Raw genomic sequence first — 16745 nt, forward strand, 5'->3', positions numbered from 1 at the left:
GGTATGTTGTGTTGCGGCATGGCGTTAGCCCAATGAAAGTGCAGAGGGGTTGCCCGCTGATTGTCATGATCACGATGGTGTCGGCTGGTGCTGCTGGGAAGGTGTTGTGCCAGTTGAGACGGTGGCTTTGATGGTTAGTGGTTGTGCCGATCCGAATGAACAATTGAGACCTACAGATTTCAGCAGAATAGAAGAAATAGGGCGTGAATATTTCAGCAGTGAAGTCGCCCTTAAAACACAAATGATCGCAGACCAACATTTTTCGTGGCTTGTGATCATTTTTTGTAGAATTTAAAGGCTGAGGGACGGAATACCGGTCTCGTTCCAGTGTTGGTGAGAATTCGTACCGTTAAATTGCCGGCACTTCAGTTCTAATTGTGTTTTACCACGACAACTGTCGGAAAGTATGGAGATTTAGCGTTCTCGGTCCGATCAATAACGCCTGTTACAGTCATTATCCTTGTTGTCTAAACACACTATGTAAGCCGAGAGGTCGGCAGATATGGGCTCAGGCGCGTCGTTCTACTTAGTCGGCGTTTCTTGCCGGCTTAGTAGAAGACCAAGCTTGAAGACTCGGTACTTTCGAGGCTTCAAGTTGCGTCCGCACCGTTCCAGCCCATATCTGCCGGCCGGTAAGGCGAAGGACACACCATGCTGCCCAGTTTTGGGTCCACTATTGTTGCTAGAATAGGCATGGTTCAACGCATAGATAGAACCTGACTGGTTACGCGACCTCGCGAACGGTCAACAGTTTGGTCGATACGCCGAGGGCAATCAACAGGAACAGCAGACACATAGTGAAACCGGATTGAATGCCGATTTGCGGCGCGTTGGGGTGGCCACTGAAGAACTTGGTTGCCAGGTTGATCGTGGCAATGATGATCGCAGTCCCAAATGAACCGGCAATCTGGCGGAGGGTATTGAACGTCGCGACCCCGTCGGCAATCAGTCGATTGGGAAGCTTGGTCAGCGCCTGCGTCTGAATCGGAATCAAGATGAGCACCAAGCCCAACTGACGCACCGTTTGGCCGACCGTTAGCATGGCGACTGAGGCGTTAACGTCGATGAAGGCTTGCATCATGGTCCCGAAGCAATCGATCAGCAGGCCCGTCGTCACGATGACACGCACCGGGTAACGGTCGAACAACCGGCCGCTGATGGGTGACATGACCCCAGTCAGACAGGCGCCGGGGAGAATGGCCAGCCCCGAGATAATGGGACTTTGATGCATGATTGTTTGGATGAGTAGCGGTAGGAGAATCGTATTGCCGTACATCGTCGCAACAATTAAGGCATTTAAGCTTGTGGCCGTGGTGAATTGGACGTTCTTAAATATTTGGAGGTTGATTAGGGGATTCGCAGTATGTATTTGCTGACGAATGAAGAGGGCTGTGAACAGAAGCCCCACCGCGAAGGGTACGAGAACAAACGGTGAGGTCAGGGTGTACTGGCCCACGTTGGAGAAGCTCCAGAGGAGTCCCAGCGAGCCAAAACTAACCAGGATGAGGCCAATGCCGTCTAATTTTGGCGTTTCATTGGTTGGCACACGGGGCAACGAGCGAAGCGCTAAGCCAATATCAATGATGATAAATGGCAGCACCAGGATGAAGAGATACCGCCACGACAGGTAGGTCAAGATGACCCCGGACAGCGTTGGGCCGATGATCGGCGAAAAGTTGAAGGCCAAACCGACGATCCCCATCACGGCCCCTTTTTTCGTGGGTTCGGCGTAACGAATCGCCAGAATATTGACTAGTGGCATCATGACCCCTGACCCGATGGCTTGAATCATGCGGCCGAGAATCAGGATGAAGAAGCTCTGAGCGATGCTACCGAGCAACGTCCCCGCCAGAAAAATCACGGAAAAGGTAATGAAGAGGGCGCGGAACGTGTATTTCTTGGTCAGGTAGGCACTGACAGGAATCATCATGGCGCTGACCAGCATGTAGCCGTTGCTGATCCACTGGACGGTAGACGAGTTGACGTGAAAGACCGTCATGAAAGTTGGCAACGCCACGTTCATCAGCGTTGAGCAGAGAATGCCGAAGAAGGTGCCGAATACCATAATAAATAGTGATTGCTTGATTTCCTTAGACATTGATGGACCTTCTATTCGTTTGAGAGTTCGGAGACAGTTGAATTAATGATATGGAGAGTGAATTTTGAAAGTAATAACGGTAGGATAACGCCTTTAGTGTAAACGGTTGCATATAAGGGCAACACACTACTTATAAAATAAATAGTATGCCGTTTGATAGGCGCAGACAACTCAATATCTTCTATTATGCTGGTTGGGTTTTGCTACGACGGATTTCGGGGACGAGCCACCAGATGAGGGCCAAGTTGACCAACATCAGTAGCGCCGTCGAGAAGAACACCGCGTTGTAGTTGAACACCCCGGCGATCCAGCCGCCGAGCAGTGAACCCATCATGTTGCCGATGGCCTGGAAGGACTGGTTCCAACTGAAGACCGTCGATGTCAATTCGACCGGTGAGTTCTTGGTCAATAGCGTTTGAATTTCGGGGAACAGGGCCCCATCGGAAATCCCAATCATGAATCGGAGGGCACCGAGCATCCAGACGCTGGTGACGAAACCTTGTGGCAAGTACATTAGAAAGGCAAAGACGTAACCAAAAATCAGAACTTTTCCGGACCCATGCTGGTCGCCATAACGGCCAAGTCGCGGCGAAGCGAAGATGTTGGAGATCCCCGGTAAGGCCGCGATGATACCGGCGACCACGGTAATTGGGCCGACGTTATGCATGAGTTCCTTGACGTACAGACTGATAATGGGCGAGATAGAAATGTTCCCGAATTGGACGATCAACGTGGAAGACAGGAGCACTAGAATCAATTTCGGATTAGGAAAGGCGGCCAGTGGATTGTGGCTGCGTTCGCCCTCTGATTTGGGAGCGACTGGCTTGAATTTTTCTTCAACTAGGACCCAACTTAAAATAAACGTGGAGAAGAGCAGGGCGGCCGTGATGAAGAAGGTCAGGCGAATCGAGAAGACTTGCGCCAGTACCCCACCGATGACGGGGCCCAGCAACATCCCGCTGGTCACCCCGGTCATCAAGGTACTGAGTGATGCGCCACTGTGTTTCCGTGGGGTCTGCGAGGCAACTAAGGCCTGGGCGTTAGAAATGAAACCGGCGAAGACCCCTTGGAGGGCCCGCAACGCGACTAACTGCCAAACGTTGGTCGCAAAGCCCATTAAGGCCATGGCAAACGCCGTCCCCAGTGAGGAGCGCAATAGCATTAATTTGCGACCTTTCCGATCGGCGACCATGCCCCAGAGTGGGGACGCGATGGCGCTGACGAAGAAGTCGGCGGCGTAGACCAGGCCACTGTACATGGTGACCTGCGACTTGGTAAAGTCGCCTAGACCGCTAATGTAGAGGGATAAAAAGGGCATGATTTCGCTGAAGGCCATGCCGGCCACGAACGTGCAGAACCACAGCACTCGTAAATTACGACGCCATGGGCCACTCTCTCTTTCAGCTTCATCCAAAGTGGTTCAACTCCTTATTTTGTGAATTAATCAGCGGAATCACCGTCTGTGACGCCCGCTAATTTGACCATTATTCGTGATGGTAACGACCACTACATTACCCGCATAACGGCGAAACGTCAACACTTAACGCTTAGTTGTATGCGCTCGCAATCGTTTAGTGAAAAGGGGATTGGCAATTGCAAAAATTATTTTTGATTATAGCGATTTTGATTGGTCTAGTAGAGACGGTGGGCGAACTAAGACGGCAATTGAAAAACGTGTCCCCAAGTGATGTGGTGGGACACGCTTTTTGGCGTACAGATTAAAGATAGGTTGGGTGATAAATGAGGAACTTTGAAACGACATGTTACAGTTATTAGTCGAGTAATGACTGCGTTAGGTTTCGTCAAAAATCACTCGGCTAGCATAGTCGTAGGCGGGCAGGTACGGAACCCTGTGTCGGTGGTGTCAGTCGGCGGTTCTGAAGCCGACTGACACTACGGGACGAGCTTGAAGACTCGTTTTTTGAGGCTTCAAGTCGAGCCCCAAGACCGTTTCTCAGGCTTGGGGCGATCCCAACAGGGTGGAGTGCCTGTTCGCCAAAGACGATACTGACTATTTTTGTGGGAACAGTTCGCCGTCAGCGATGCGTTCGAGCAGGCGACGGGAAGGGATAAAGAACGCCGCCCCCGTGATTGGCGTACTGAAGTCCAGCAGCCGGTCGCTTTGGCTGAACATGTTGTCTAGCATCCGTTGCGTCACCGTGAAGTGCCGTGCGTAGCCAATGAAGTAGGTGCCGACGATGCCTTGGCCGGGCTTGGCGTAAGGCACGTTCATCCGCACAATCTTGTGTTCGATGCCATCGGCGTTGTCCTGCGACGCAACGTTGTGGGCGTTCGGTAATTTCTCGTCGTCATCAAGTTCGCGGTCGCTAAATTTATGCCGGCCAATCGACTTTTCCTGGTCCTCGGTTTTGAGCTTATTCCAAGCGTCCATGTTGTGCGTATATTTCTGAGCAAAGGCGTAGGAACCATTTTCAAACTCGGGATCTTCGTCACCAATCAGGGCATACTGCGTGGCATCGGGGCCGGCTGGATTTTCCGTGCCGTCGATAAAACCAATGATGGCCCGGCCTTCAAAGTAGCGGAAGCCCGGTGTTTCATCGACCACGGTCGTCCAATCACGCAGAAATTCGCGGGACTGGTCCATGACTTCATAGACCACGGCCATATCCTTGGCGCGAACGTGCATGAACAAATCGCCCGGGGTAGCTGGTGCCGTGTACTTTGGTCCCTTGATTTCGGCAAAGTCCACGAGTTCCTTAGGCTTGTTGGCGTCCGGGAAAAGCAGGCCCCAGGCCGTTGAGCCAATGCCAAAGGCCACCCGGAGATTTGCGTCGGGGTAACGGATGGCCATACTGCGTTCGATGGCCGCTAACCGGTCGGCGAACTCGGCCAGCGCATCGCGGTCGCGGTCGAGGTGGTCGTGGTCGATCAGGTATGTGGTGAACATAATATTGTCGCCGGCGTCGCGGTAGACGTCTTGCGCATCAGCTGGATTAATCGTCATGGTAAAGATTCCTCCTCATTGGTTGTTGTGGATTGGGCACAATTGCCCCCACAAAAGACACACTGGATATCTCTATCAGTATAGCATGCATCCCCAGATTATCGGGGTGGAAAGGCTTTCGCCAACAACGTTTGATTGGGCAAATTAAAAACCCGTGGACGTTAGGACCAGTACGGGTTTTAGACGTTACTTGGTTTTTCTGAGCTGCTTTATTTTTTCAAACGCAAAGATAGCGGTGAACCCAATTAGCGACCCAACGACAATCCAAAAAAGTGTCGACCAACTGAAACTAAAGCTGTTTGGCCAAAGAATTGGCAAGGCAATCAAAGCGACAAATATGATGGCGTAGATGATGAAACAATTCTTCAATATGCTTTTCAAGTAGACGTCCTCCTCGTAAAGAATCCCCGATTAACTATTTCAATAGTAGCATAGTTGGTTGCGAATACCGGGTGGCAAATTAGGAGATAGAAATTTTTCCCTAAAAAAGAGAGCACCATGGTTAAATGGGCCCTCTCTAGTGTTTGTAATTTAGTCTAAATAACGAAAAACGTTACTTATTTTCTGCAAACTGGTTAATACCAGCGGCTAACCGGTCCAGCCCATCTTGCAGGCGTTCTGCCGGGCAGGCCACGTTGATGCGGACAAAGTCATGGCCGTCACCACCGTAGACTTCACCGGCCGAGATGAAGAGACCCGTGTTTTGGCGAATGGCATCGCAGAGCGTCTTGGTATCGGTCGTCAGTTTATGGCAATCAATCCAGACCAGGTAGGTGGCGTGGCCTTCGATGACGTGCAAAGCAGGCAAATTTTTTGTGATGAATGCCGTCAATGTTTGCTTGTTGGCCGTGATGGTCGCGTTGAGCTCGTGGACCCATTCACTGCCGGTCGTGTAGGCGGCAATACTGCCGTCGATGGCAAAGGCGTTGGGTTCAGCTAGTTCATCGGTGTTGATGCCGCGGTCGACGATATTTCTGAGGTTTTCGTTAGGAATGATAATGGTTGCTGCGTGCAGGGCCGCCACGTTGAAAGTCTTGCTGGGTGAGACCGCCGTGATGCTATTCTGTGCGGCCGTGTCACTGACGGAAGCAAATGGCGTGTAGCCGTACCCGGCGTCGGTGATGTCCCCGTGAATTTCATCGCTGAAGATGGTGACATGGTTGGCAGCGGCGAGGTCGGCAATCCGCCGCAGTTCTTCCGGTTGCCAAACGTGTCCAATTGGATTGTGGGGATTACACAGAATCATCATGGTCGTTAGGGGTGCCGCCATTTTTGCGGCGAGGTCATCCCAGTTGACCGTGTAATTGCCGTCCTGATAGACGAGGTCGCTCGACAGCACGTGCCGACCGTTATTCACGATAGAATTATAAAAAATGTTGTAGACCGGCGCTTGGACTAAGACGTTGTCGCCGACATGGCTGACGCGGCGAACGGCCGAGGAGATGGCGGGCACAACGCCCGTGACGAAGCGCATCCAATCCGTATTAGGTGCCCAGTCATGTTCGGTCGCGTACCAGTGTTGAACGGCTTCAAAGTAGTCTTGTGGGACTTCCTCGTAACCGAAGATCCCCGTGTCGGCCTTGCGCTTGATGGCGTCAACGATTCCAGGTGCAGTCCGGAAGTCCATGTCGGCTACCCACATGGGGAGTTCGTTGTCTTTGACGTCCCATTTGACGGAATTCGTGTGCCGCCGGTCGATCATTTCGGAAAAATCATAACTCATCGCTTGAGGGCCTCCTTAGTCAATTTAATGGTCGTGTTCGCGGGGTCAATCTGGTCATCATCGAAAATGACTTTGCCGATGGCTGGCGCGGTGATCTTACCGTTAATAGGGTTTTTGACGCTATCAATTTCGGTATTGATGGTGGCATCGATGTCGCTACAGTATTCGAAGGCCAGGTCGGTGTTGATCAGCGAACAGTTCTTCATGGTCAGGTGGTCGACGTAGCATAACCCTTGATCACTTTCGAGCCAACAGTTGACGAAGGTAATATTCTTGGCGTTCCAGGCCAGGTATTCGCCAATGATAGTCGAATCATAGATGGTCACGTTGTCGCAATTCCAGAAGGCATCGTGCGTGATAAATGTGGAGTCGTGGACTTCGACATTCTTACTGCCATCAAAGGCGTAGTTACCGGTCACCTTCAGATTGTGGGCAACGACATTTTCGTTGTTCATCCCAAAGTAATCACCGGTCGCCGTGACGTTGTTGAGTTCGACGTCGTTACACCACCAAAGAGTCTCACCGGCGTCAGAAAAGGTGACGTTGTCGAGGTGAATATTGCTGGCGTGTCGGAACGTCTTGGTGGCTCGCACCATGGAATTCGCCATGGTCAGGTCATCGGTGTACCAGATACCGGCGTGGGCGTCTGGTTGCCAAGTGGTGTGGTTTAGCTGCGCGTGGTGCGTATACCACAGTGGGTACTTCCATTTGAAAATGGTGTGGTCGATGGCTAAATTCTTCCCGTGTTTCAATGGGGATTCCCCGTCGACGAAGGTACTGTTGGTAATGTGGAGGTCGTGGGCCTGAAAGAGGGCCCGTTCCCCGGTTAAAGTTTGCTGATTGATTTCAATGCTCAAAATTTAATTCGACTCCTTTTGTCCGATTAAGTGACTAGAATGGAAGCCCTGTTTGCGGACTGCGGCGAGGACAGAAGGTCATGTCTGGACCGATGCGCAAACAGGCTTTGGGTGAAACGACTGACGCGACCAGGTAAGCTTAAAATTCGCCAAGTGGTGTCAATCATTTGTCTACATAAAACATTCTAGTACCTTCGAGTGGGCTTAAGGCAAGTCATTTGTTCAAATTTGTCGGCGATACCAGTAAAAGCGGTCGATGATGAGCAGGCCACCTAACCAAATCGTGGCGAAGAGAAGCCAGAATTTATTTCGCGTGAGAATGGGGCCGACTCGATATTGTTGGATGGTTAGCCGTAGATACTGGTGGGGATGATTCGTCAGCGTCTGCGGGAGTAGCTTGAAATTGGCCGATGCTGTGACCAGCCGGAAATCTTGGCGGCCGTGGTTTTGAATTGTCAGGTGATAGTTGCCAGCCGGTTGCATGGGAATAAGTTGATTAAGACTGGTGCGTTGCCCCCGGGATTGCCAGACGACTTTACCAGTAGCCGTTTTAAGCGTTAGTCGACCTGTGATCGTTTCGCCGCGGTCGATGTAGAGACTATTAAAAGCTAGCGGCGCCTTTAGTGGTTGGGTTAGCTGTTGGCGAGGTTTTAGTGTCAGCTTGTGATTCTGGTAGTAGCGGCCTTCATTTTGACTGATCACGTTGATGGGTTGTGCCCAGTTGTGCGTGGTCAGCGAGCTGTTCTGCCAAGCAATGACCCCCAGCAATAGGGTGAAGACACCGGCCATGGCCAGTGGGAGCCAGGTCAGTGGTTTTCGGGACCAGCGCAAGAGATTGATGGGTTGCCGATAACCCGCGGCGCAACCGGCAATCAACAGGAATAGGAGTGGGAGCGCATAACGTTCCTCCGCCTCCCAGAAGACAATGTGGAAGGCCATGAGTCCCAGCATAAATAAACCACCTAATAGGTAGGCCGATGAGAGATGACGCCGGCGAAGTTGCTGGACGCCCCAGCCGAGATTGACCAAGATGAGGGCGAGATAGGCGACCTGACACCAGTTGGCGAATAGCCAATCGACGGTGCTGCGGTGCCGGCGATACCATCCCGGGGCTCGTTCAAAGGCCGAATTGACCTGAAAGGCGTCAAAGGTCCCAGTGGCTAAGAGAAGCTGGGATTTGCGAAAGAGGTGAACGACAATACCAGCGGGTCCAAGGGCCGCCAGCCGCTCATTGAGCAGTTGCTGTGAGACTTGCTTCTTGGCGGCTTCGGTAGGCTGACTGATGATCTTAGTGGCGTCGAAACGGTCGTATTCTCCGTGACGTGCCGGATTCCAGCTCATGGCGATCCAGCTAGTGGCGGGCAAGGCCTCGTTAGGATTGGCTTGGTAGCCATTTGCACGTTGGAGGGCGTGATTACCGCTGATTCCGGCGAAAAGAATTCCCACTATTAAGGCCGTCGTGCCCACTCGAACCAGCCAAGGATGGGGATGGGCCAAAGGAATGAACCATAATAGTAGAAGAACTGCGATAACGAGGACAACATCATTAGCTTTGAGCAGGAAAGCACCGGTCAAGGAGAGGCCAAGGAGCAGGGTCCAACTGAGAATTGCCGGCCAATGGAGACTCCGTTTGAGCTGGGTAAAGGCGACTACGGCAAACAAGAGTAGCGGTAGCACGACCGTATCGCTGTAGGTGTTTAGCGCATAGGCGTATAGCGGTGCGGTCGTAAGCAGTATACAGATCCAGAGATTGGCTCGGGCTGGGTTGTGACGTTTTAAGGCGAGCCAGACCGTCAGAAAACCAAGGTCGAGCCAGGCGAATTGAAGGAGGTTTAACCAGACGCCAGAGTAGCTACCGGTCAGCCAGTGGCCCAACCGAAGCAGGGCGCTGAGTAAGATGGTGAACGTCACGTTATTCGCGTACGTTTGAAAGTAAGCGGGCCAGCTCGTGATATTGTGGGCGAGGTTGAGCGCTTGCTGATGGACAAAGTACAGATCGGCACGGGGCGCGGCTACCCAGGAAACAGCAACCCAGTACTGGACAGCGAAAAGTAAGAGCCACAGACCAACGGCGATCCAGCGCCCCTGCTGTTTTGAGATTCGATGTAGTGCGCGAAAGGTCAACCCGAGAACACCCAGGTAAATGCCGGCACCAAGGGCGATGGCTAGAGGACTCAGCCAATTGTGGTCGATGCGAAAGTCCACCGGCATAAAGAGTGCCAGTCCGCCAGCAAAAAGCAGGGCAAGGCAAACTAAGCCGCATAGTGTGGCGTTGACGTGCTGACGAATAGACATGGTGAGAACCTCCTTAGGGCAGGGTGTGTTGATGGATGGTTAGAGAAACGGTCGGTGATTGAAAGTTGGGGGAATAGGTATCCGCTTGGACGATGTAGCGCGGTCGGTGTTTGACCTCGGTAAAGGTGCGGCCAACGTATTCCCCGATAATGCTGATGGCGATGAGTTGAAAGCCGCCTAAGAACCATAGTGAGGCCATAATGGAGCTCCAGCCCGTGATCACGGCGCCACGTAGATGCTGGATCATGATCCAGATCAGCATGAGAAAGGCACCGCCACAGATGGTCATGCCAGCGTACAGGACGGCACGAATGGGGGCGATGGAAAAGGACAGAATTCCGTCCAGGGCAAAGCGAATCATTTTGCGCAAGGGATACTTGGAGACGCCGGCCTGTCTGGGCTGACGCTTGTAGTAGAGCTTAGTGGAGGGAAAGCCTAACTGGGGAATGATACCGCGCAGAAAGGGCTTATCCTCGTGACACTGCATTAAGGCCGTGACGACGCGCTTCGTCAGGAGTCGAAAGTCTGAATGGTTGGGAACTAGGTTGACGCCCAGATTGCCCATAGTCCAATAGAAACCATTAGCTGTAGTCCGTTTGAACCAAGAATCACTCGATCGGTCGTTGCGGACGCCATAGACGATATCTACCCCTCGTTGCGCTTGGGCGACCATGGTGGGAATCAATGACGGGTCGTCCTGGAGGTCGGCGTCGATGGTAATGATAAGGTCGGCGTGCCGCTGCGCCGTTTGCATACCAGCCATTAGCGCAGCCTCTTGACCATAGTTGCGGGTGAAGCGTAGCCCCGTAAATAGCGGATTGTGCTGTTGGAGCTCGCAAATGAGTTGCCAGGTCCGATCCTGACTGCCGTCGTCGACGAAAAGAATTTTACTGTCGTCGGCGACTTGGTGACTGAGTATCAAGCGCTCTAAAACATTTTGTAAAACGGGTGCGCTGGTTGGTAACATGGGTTCCTCGTTATAGCACGGGGACACGATGGTGAGACTTGGTAGCGTGGTTTGCATCATCTTTGTTCCTCCCCAAAGAAAAAATAGATGAGTGACGATTAATCAATTGATGTGCTGATTATCTGATAGCAACGGTATTTGTTCCATCAGATAGTTAGCCATACAGTTCTTCACCCCATGGAAGAACCGGGTTTTAGCCTAAATGATAAGCCACCTGACAGCCAAAAAGTAGCCAGGACCCTCGAAATTTACGGATTCTTTAGCAGGATTAACTATGGTAACAGGCAGATTAAATGCAAATGAAAACGGATTCAGATATACTGTTTAACACAAACTATTTACAGCTAAAGGTTGAAAAATGAAATACCTGTCTCGTCTCAATATCGGTAAGCATTCGCGCTACTAAATTAGTGCCAATTTGCCGCACTCCGGCTCTGACTGTGCTTTACCACGACAACAGTCGGAAAAAGTGGAGACTTAGCGCTTTTGGTCCAATGGATAGTGACCGTCGCCTAAGAACCCTGTGTAAGCCGAGAGGTCGGCAGATATGGACTCAGGCGCGTCGTTCTGCTTGGTCGGCGTTTCTTGCCGGCTTAGCAGAAAACCAACCTTGTAGACTCGGTTCTTTCGAGGCTTCAAGTTGTGTTCGCACCGCTCCAGCCCATATCTGCCGGCCGGCAAGGCGAAGGAGACCCACCAGGTTGCCTAGTTTTGGCCCCACTGTTGTTGCTAGAACGGGCATGATTGGTGCTTTAGAACGTTCAACCTTTAGTTTACAGTTGAGAATCCTTTAGCCAGTCAACAACTACGATAAACGGAGGTTTTTCTGATGGGAAAATTGGATGGTAAAGTCGCAATTATTACGGGAGCCGCACAAGGAATGGGCGCCGCTCATGCCCGATTATTTGTAAGCGAAGGGGCCAAGGTCGTGATTACCGATATCAAGGAAGACGAAGGCCAACAATTGGCTACGCGCCTCGGCGACAGCGTGTTATTCGTTAAACATGATGTTGCCAGTGAAAGTGACTGGCAACGGGTGTTGGACCAGACGATTGCTACTTTTGGCAAGGTGGATATTTTGGTCAATAACGCCGGGATCACCTTTGCCAAACGTCTACAAGACATCAGTGCGGACGACTACGTGAAGATCTTTAAGATCAACCAACTGGGAACATTCTTAGGAGTCAAGACCGTCGCTAAACCGATGGTGGCACAAGGATTTGGTTCGATCGTCAACATTTCTTCATTGAATGGTTTGGTTGGTGGTGCCGTGGGCTACACCGATACCAAATTTGCGGTACGCGGAATGACTAAGGCGGCCGCGTTGGAATTAGCACCGGCGGGGGTCCGCGTGAACTCGGTCCATCCGGGGGTCATTGAAACGCCAATGATCTCGCAACCGGGAACGGAAGCGGCCGTTAAGGAGTTTGCCAAGACCATTCCGTTACGCCGAATTGCTAAGCCGGAGGAGGTCTCCAAATTAGTTCTGTACTTGGCGTCGGCCGACTCCAGCTACTCAACAGGGGCCGAGTTCGTTGTCGATGGTGGGATTTCAGCACAGTAAGTGACCATAACTTTTTTAGAAAAAGGGGCCGTCGCGGAATTTCTTCTGCGACGGCCCCTTAACGTGGTGTCGGTTTAATGACGGAAATGACGATTGCCCGTGAAGACCAGGGCCACACCATGTTTTTCAGCCATGGCGATGGAATCCTTGTCGCGGATACTACCACCGGGTTCGGCAATGACTTTGATCCCGTGTTCGGCGGCGAATTCAACACAGTCATCCATGGGGAAGAAGGCGTCGGAGACCAGGACGGCTTGGTCATAGTGTTCCTTGACCTCGGCCTTACCCACGGCGATCTTGACGGCATCGATCCGGTTCATTTGGCCGGGGCCAACACCGAGTGTTTGGTCTGGGGTATTGATCACGATGGCGTTACTCTTGATGAACTTAATCGCCTTTAGACCAAAGGTGATGGCGGACAGCTGCTCAGCGGTTGGTTGGGCAGTCGTGACCACCTGAAATTCTGCTGGATCATCGACAATGTTATCCCGTTCTTGACGTAGAAGACCGCCGCGAACACTGATCAATTCGTCATCTTCCGGTGCCTTAGCGTTGGAGAAGTCGACCGTCAGGAGACGGAGGTTCTTTTTCTTCGCAAGGACCGCGTACGCATCGTCATCGAAGGCGGGCGCAATAATGATCTCTAAGAAGAGTTGGTGCATCTTGGTTGCTGTTGCTAAGTCGACGCGACGGTTGAGAACAATAATGCCACCGAAAATGGACATGGAGTCGGCCGCGTAGCATTTATCCCAGGCCGCTTCCAGCGTGGATGCGGAACCGATACCGCAGGGATTCATGTGTTTTAAAGCAACAACGGTCGGGATGTCAAATTCGCGAATCAGGCCCAGCGCGGCATCAGCGTCCTTGATGTTGTTAAAGGAAAGGGGCTTGCCGTGGAGTTGCTTAGCCGCCGCAATCGAGAAGGGGGCTGGCTGGCAGTCTTGGTAGAAGGTCGCGGTCTGCTGTGGATTCTCACCATAGCGGAGCGCTTGTTTCCGTTTGTAAGTGAGCGTTAATGTTTCTGGTTTGGCATCGTCGGTCAGGTAGTTGGCGATAACGGCATCGTAGTGGGCCGTGTGATGAAAGACTTTGGCGGCCAAATGTTTACGTAGACGGGTATCGTCCGTGTGTTCAGCCAGAGCATGACTGACCTGATCGTAGTCGTCGGGATCGCAGACCACTAGGACGTCATTGTAGTTCTTAGCGGCAGCCCGAATTAAAGAAGGCCCGCCAATATCGATCTGTTCAACGGCGGCAGCTAAGGTGACGTTGGGTTCCTGAATCGTTTGCGCAAAGGGATAGAGGTTGACACAGACCAGGTCAATGGGCGTGATGTTGTGCTCAGCTAGCGTTTGCCGGTGAACGAGGTTGTCTCGCTTAGCAAGAATACCGCCGAAAATCAGGGGATTCAGCGTTTTAACGCGTCCGTCCAGCATTTCTGGAAAGTGCGTGACCTCTTCGATAGGGATGACCGGGACATCGGCCGCAGCTAAGAAGGCTTGTGTCCCACCAGTGGAGACAATTTCGAAGTTTTGAGCAATCAGATTTTGGGCGAATTCGACCAGACCAGTTTTATCAGAAACACTAAGCAATGCACGACGCATGAGAGAACCTCCTAATTTAAGTCTTTCTAAGATATGTTTATCATACGTGTTCTAGTCCGAACAATCAACGGGAACAAAATATAAATATTCGTATAAACGGCAAAATAATTCCATTGATTGGTCACTTAACTATTTGAATGATTATGAGAGCTGAACGTTCCGGCTAAAGATCGTTACCGCCCAACCTTGCCCAATTTAGAATGGCGACACTGGTGGTCAGTTCGGGCCTAGATCGGTTCAAAGGACCAACCGTTTTCCAGTCGGATTATCACGACTATCGTTGGTTTAACGGCGTTTCTGTAATAAATATAATTGTAAAAGCCGGTAACTGAACTGCAATCGCTCTGACACGTAATCTACATTTTAGTGGCTTAAAGTAGAACGTGGTTGAGAGATGAGGTGGTGAAGGACGCCGGAACGTTTTACAGGATTCAAACAAACTCACCAAATCTAAATAGGGAAGTGCCAAGTATGTCAACACATCTATGGGCCAAGCGGTTGGCGCAAGTCGCCGTCGCCGCTAGTGCCCTCATCGGTATCGCGTGGGGGGGCCAAACCGTTGCCAACGCGAGCACCTTAGCCATTCCGGATATTTCTGAGTGGCAGGGGAAGTTAACGGCTAGTCAAGTGTCTAATCTGAAGAGCCAGGTGTCATTTGTGATCAACCGACGGCAGTATGGGTCGTCCTATCAGGACCTGTATGCGGCCAATAACACCGCACTTTACGTGAAGTACGGGATTCCGTTTGGCGAATACGACTACGCCCGATTTACCAGTGCGGCCAGTGCCAAGCAAGAGGCTAAGGATTTCTACAATCGGTCGAACAAGAACGCCCAATTCTATGTCCTAGATTTTGAGGAAAATGACGTGACGTCTGGGACCACCAACGCTGCCGTTAAGGCCTGGTACGACGAAATGAGCGCGTTGACCAATAAGAAGCTAGTCTTCTACTCTTACCAGTCGTTTGCGACTAATTATGCCAATACGGCCCGCCAGAGTTTTGATGCGCAGTGGATCGCCAATTATTCCTATACGCCAACGATTGCGCATGCGTTGTGGCAGTATACGGACCACAACTACTTAGCGGCGCTGGGTGAGTATACTGACAACAGTAAGGCCGTTACGTCGGTTCACCCCGTTTCCTGGTGGACGGATGGCTTGACGGCGGCATTAACGCACACCACGACCAGCTACGCATATAGTAGTTATAAAAAGGGGCAACACGTCTATCTACATAAGGGTGCGACGAAGGATGCGGACGGCAAGGCCATCGCGGCGGCCGACCGGCAGAAATTTTATAAGATTACTCAGGTCAAGTCGGTGACCCAATCGAAGTCGCAGCAAGCGCTCTACTTGGCTGGCCTGAACCGGTGGGTCTTGTCTGAAGATGCGACCGGTTACTGGGTCGGGCAACACGGCTCCTTTAACCTGAAAAAGAAGCTGTATGTCTACTCGAACTCGAGTCTGACGAAGAAGACGGGTAGCTACTATGTCGCTGGCGATACGGTCGCCGGGAAGGTCGTCAAGGCTCCAAGTGGCAAGTCTTACCGAATCAAGACAAAATTGGGCTACCTGTCAGCGAATACGAAATATTCCGATCACGCGTACTACGAGTCATTAGGCGCCAACAAGGTGATCACGACTAAAAAGCCGATCTACGAATACACGCGTAGTTCCTTTAAGAAGGCCAACCGAACGACTAGGGTGGCCAAAGGAACGACGCTCACGGTGACTGGCATTAAGAGACGGTCGACGGGTTCGCGTTACTTCGTGTTAAGTAATGGTAAATATGTCACGGCGCAGATGGCGTACGTTACTGAATAATAGTGAAAAGAGGTTGGATAAATATGCAACGAAAAGTAAAAATCGTAGCGACGGTCACGGCCGCTTTAGCCGTACTCACGTTGGGGTCGGGTACCGTGGTTGAGATGCACGCGGCCAACGATGTGAGCTCGGTCGGGCAGACGGTAGCCCCAACATCGGCCAGTACGGATGGCAGTAGGTTAACGGCCACTAGTACTAGTGGGACAAAACGGAATTATACGGTCGAATATGATGGGAACAGTGACCAGTCAGCCACTTTTCAAAAGAGGACGTACGGAACCAACTCGACAGCGGAGAAGCAAGTGGATTACGTTGGTAGCCACACGGATGGCGCAACGGTCAAATTGAATAAAAATACGAAAGCGGTCGTTCAAGGCACCATGGGCCACACCTATGTTCACTGGAATAAGGGGGACTGGTCAGTCACGGCCGTTACCAGCAATGCCGATGCAGCCGGAACACCAAAACAGTTTGCTAAGCAGGTCAACCGGCAAATCACTAAGTCCAGTCTGCCTAAGAGCGCGGATACCGGAGCCATCACCGTTTACAGTCAGACTGACGATGACGAAGCCAATTCGGTCACCTGGCAGAATGGAAAGCAGGTCTATAAGGTTAGCGGCACCACGGCCGACACGACGGTCAAGGTTGCCCAGGACGCCGATTAGGAGGTAGAAAAGCGTATTGAGAAAATAGTCTCAATACGCTTTTTGGTAATCTTCTAAAGGTTGAAAGATGAAATACCTGTCTCGTCCCAGTATCAGTAAGGATTCGAACCATTAACATAGTGTGAAGTTTCCGCACTGCGGCTGCCAGGGATTCCGCCTGCTGTGGGGACGCTTCAGACTGGA

Annotated in this window: 12 protein-coding genes; 3 read left to right on the plus strand and 9 right to left on the minus strand. The window is 51.6% G+C overall.

What is annotated here, in order from left to right:
• Positions 1-724: 724 nt before the first annotated feature.
• The 8 genes from FC99_RS12125 to FC99_RS12160 all read right to left on the minus strand — a co-directional run bounded on the left by FC99_RS12125 (position 725) and on the right by FC99_RS12160 (position 10965).
• Positions 725-2098 (minus strand): DHA2 family efflux MFS transporter permease subunit, encoded by a 1374-nt coding sequence (locus FC99_RS12125; RefSeq protein WP_048734479.1) that lies wholly within the window; start codon positions 2096-2098, stop codon positions 725-727.
• 184 nt (positions 2099-2282) lie between these two features.
• Entirely contained in the window at positions 2283-3512 is a 1230-nt protein-coding gene (locus FC99_RS12130; RefSeq protein ID WP_048734481.1) for an MFS transporter, read from the minus strand.
• 597 nt (positions 3513-4109) lie between these two features.
• Positions 4110-5063 carry a Dyp-type peroxidase gene (locus tag FC99_RS12135; RefSeq protein WP_048734483.1) on the minus strand — a complete coding sequence of 318 codons (954 nt, stop codon included), beginning with the start codon at positions 5061-5063 and terminating at the stop codon, positions 4110-4112.
• 186 nt (positions 5064-5249) lie between these two features.
• Entirely contained in the window at positions 5250-5444 is a 195-nt protein-coding gene (locus FC99_RS12140; RefSeq protein WP_048734486.1) for a hypothetical protein, read from the minus strand.
• A 172-nt stretch (positions 5445-5616) separates the two neighbouring features.
• Positions 5617-6786: a MalY/PatB family protein gene (locus FC99_RS12145; protein WP_048734488.1), complete on the minus strand. Its 1170-nt coding sequence runs from the start codon at positions 6784-6786 to the stop codon at positions 5617-5619.
• Positions 6783-7643 (minus strand): DUF3737 family protein, encoded by an 861-nt coding sequence (locus FC99_RS12150; RefSeq protein ID WP_082153230.1) that lies wholly within the window; start codon positions 7641-7643, stop codon positions 6783-6785. Before FC99_RS12150 ends, FC99_RS12145 begins: the two co-directional genes overlap by 4 nt.
• A gap of 222 nt (positions 7644-7865) precedes the next feature.
• A complete protein-coding gene (locus FC99_RS12155; protein WP_048734490.1) occupies positions 7866-9938 on the minus strand; it encodes a glycosyltransferase family 39 protein in 2073 nt (690 codons plus the stop codon).
• Positions 9939-9951: 13 nt separating this feature from the next.
• A complete protein-coding gene (locus tag FC99_RS12160) occupies positions 9952-10965 on the minus strand; it encodes a glycosyltransferase family 2 protein (RefSeq protein ID WP_156166929.1) in 1014 nt (337 codons plus the stop codon).
• 769 nt (positions 10966-11734) lie between these two features.
• Here FC99_RS12160 and FC99_RS12165 point away from each other — a divergent pair.
• Positions 11735-12469, plus strand: coding sequence for a glucose 1-dehydrogenase (locus FC99_RS12165; protein ID WP_048734492.1), 735 nt, complete (start codon positions 11735-11737; stop codon positions 12467-12469).
• Between the two features lie 74 nt (positions 12470-12543).
• Here the strand turns inward: FC99_RS12165 and purH are convergent, their stop codons facing one another.
• Positions 12544-14073 carry a bifunctional phosphoribosylaminoimidazolecarboxamide formyltransferase/IMP cyclohydrolase gene (purH, locus tag FC99_RS12170; RefSeq protein ID WP_048734495.1) on the minus strand — a complete coding sequence of 510 codons (1530 nt, stop codon included), beginning with the start codon at positions 14071-14073 and terminating at the stop codon, positions 12544-12546.
• Between the two features lie 471 nt (positions 14074-14544).
• Between purH and FC99_RS12175 the strand changes: the two genes are divergently transcribed.
• Both FC99_RS12175 and FC99_RS12180 read left to right on the plus strand, forming a co-directional pair.
• Positions 14545-15897 (plus strand): GH25 family lysozyme, encoded by a 1353-nt coding sequence (locus tag FC99_RS12175; RefSeq protein ID WP_048734499.1) that lies wholly within the window; start codon positions 14545-14547, stop codon positions 15895-15897.
• Positions 15898-15920: 23 nt separating this feature from the next.
• Positions 15921-16562, plus strand: a complete 642-nt coding sequence (locus FC99_RS12180; protein ID WP_048734503.1) for a hypothetical protein — start codon at positions 15921-15923, stop codon at positions 16560-16562.
• The last annotated feature ends 183 nt before the right edge of the window (positions 16563-16745 follow it).

This window comes from Levilactobacillus koreensis JCM 16448 (assembly GCF_001435525.1).
In the GTDB taxonomy this organism is placed as follows: domain Bacteria; phylum Bacillota; class Bacilli; order Lactobacillales; family Lactobacillaceae; genus Levilactobacillus; species Levilactobacillus koreensis.

Coding starts and splice junctions, on each gene's coding strand:
- FC99_RS12160 (WP_156166929.1), bottom strand. CDS start 10,965: ATGATGCAAACCACGCTACCAAGTCTCACCATCGTGTCCCCGTGCTAT.
- FC99_RS12155 (WP_048734490.1), bottom strand. CDS start 9,938: ATGTCTATTCGTCAGCACGTCAACGCCACACTATGCGGCTTAGTTTGC.
- purH (WP_048734495.1), bottom strand. CDS start 14,073: ATGCGTCGTGCATTGCTTAGTGTTTCTGATAAAACTGGTCTGGTCGAA.
- FC99_RS12165 (WP_048734492.1), top strand. CDS start 11,735: ATGGGAAAATTGGATGGTAAAGTCGCAATTATTACGGGAGCCGCACAA.
- FC99_RS12135 (WP_048734483.1), bottom strand. CDS start 5,063: ATGACGATTAATCCAGCTGATGCGCAAGACGTCTACCGCGACGCCGGC.
- FC99_RS12145 (WP_048734488.1), bottom strand. CDS start 6,786: ATGAGTTATGATTTTTCCGAAATGATCGACCGGCGGCACACGAATTCC.
- FC99_RS12125 (WP_048734479.1), bottom strand. CDS start 2,098: ATGTCTAAGGAAATCAAGCAATCACTATTTATTATGGTATTCGGCACC.
- FC99_RS12180 (WP_048734503.1), top strand. CDS start 15,921: ATGCAACGAAAAGTAAAAATCGTAGCGACGGTCACGGCCGCTTTAGCC.
- FC99_RS12175 (WP_048734499.1), top strand. CDS start 14,545: ATGTCAACACATCTATGGGCCAAGCGGTTGGCGCAAGTCGCCGTCGCC.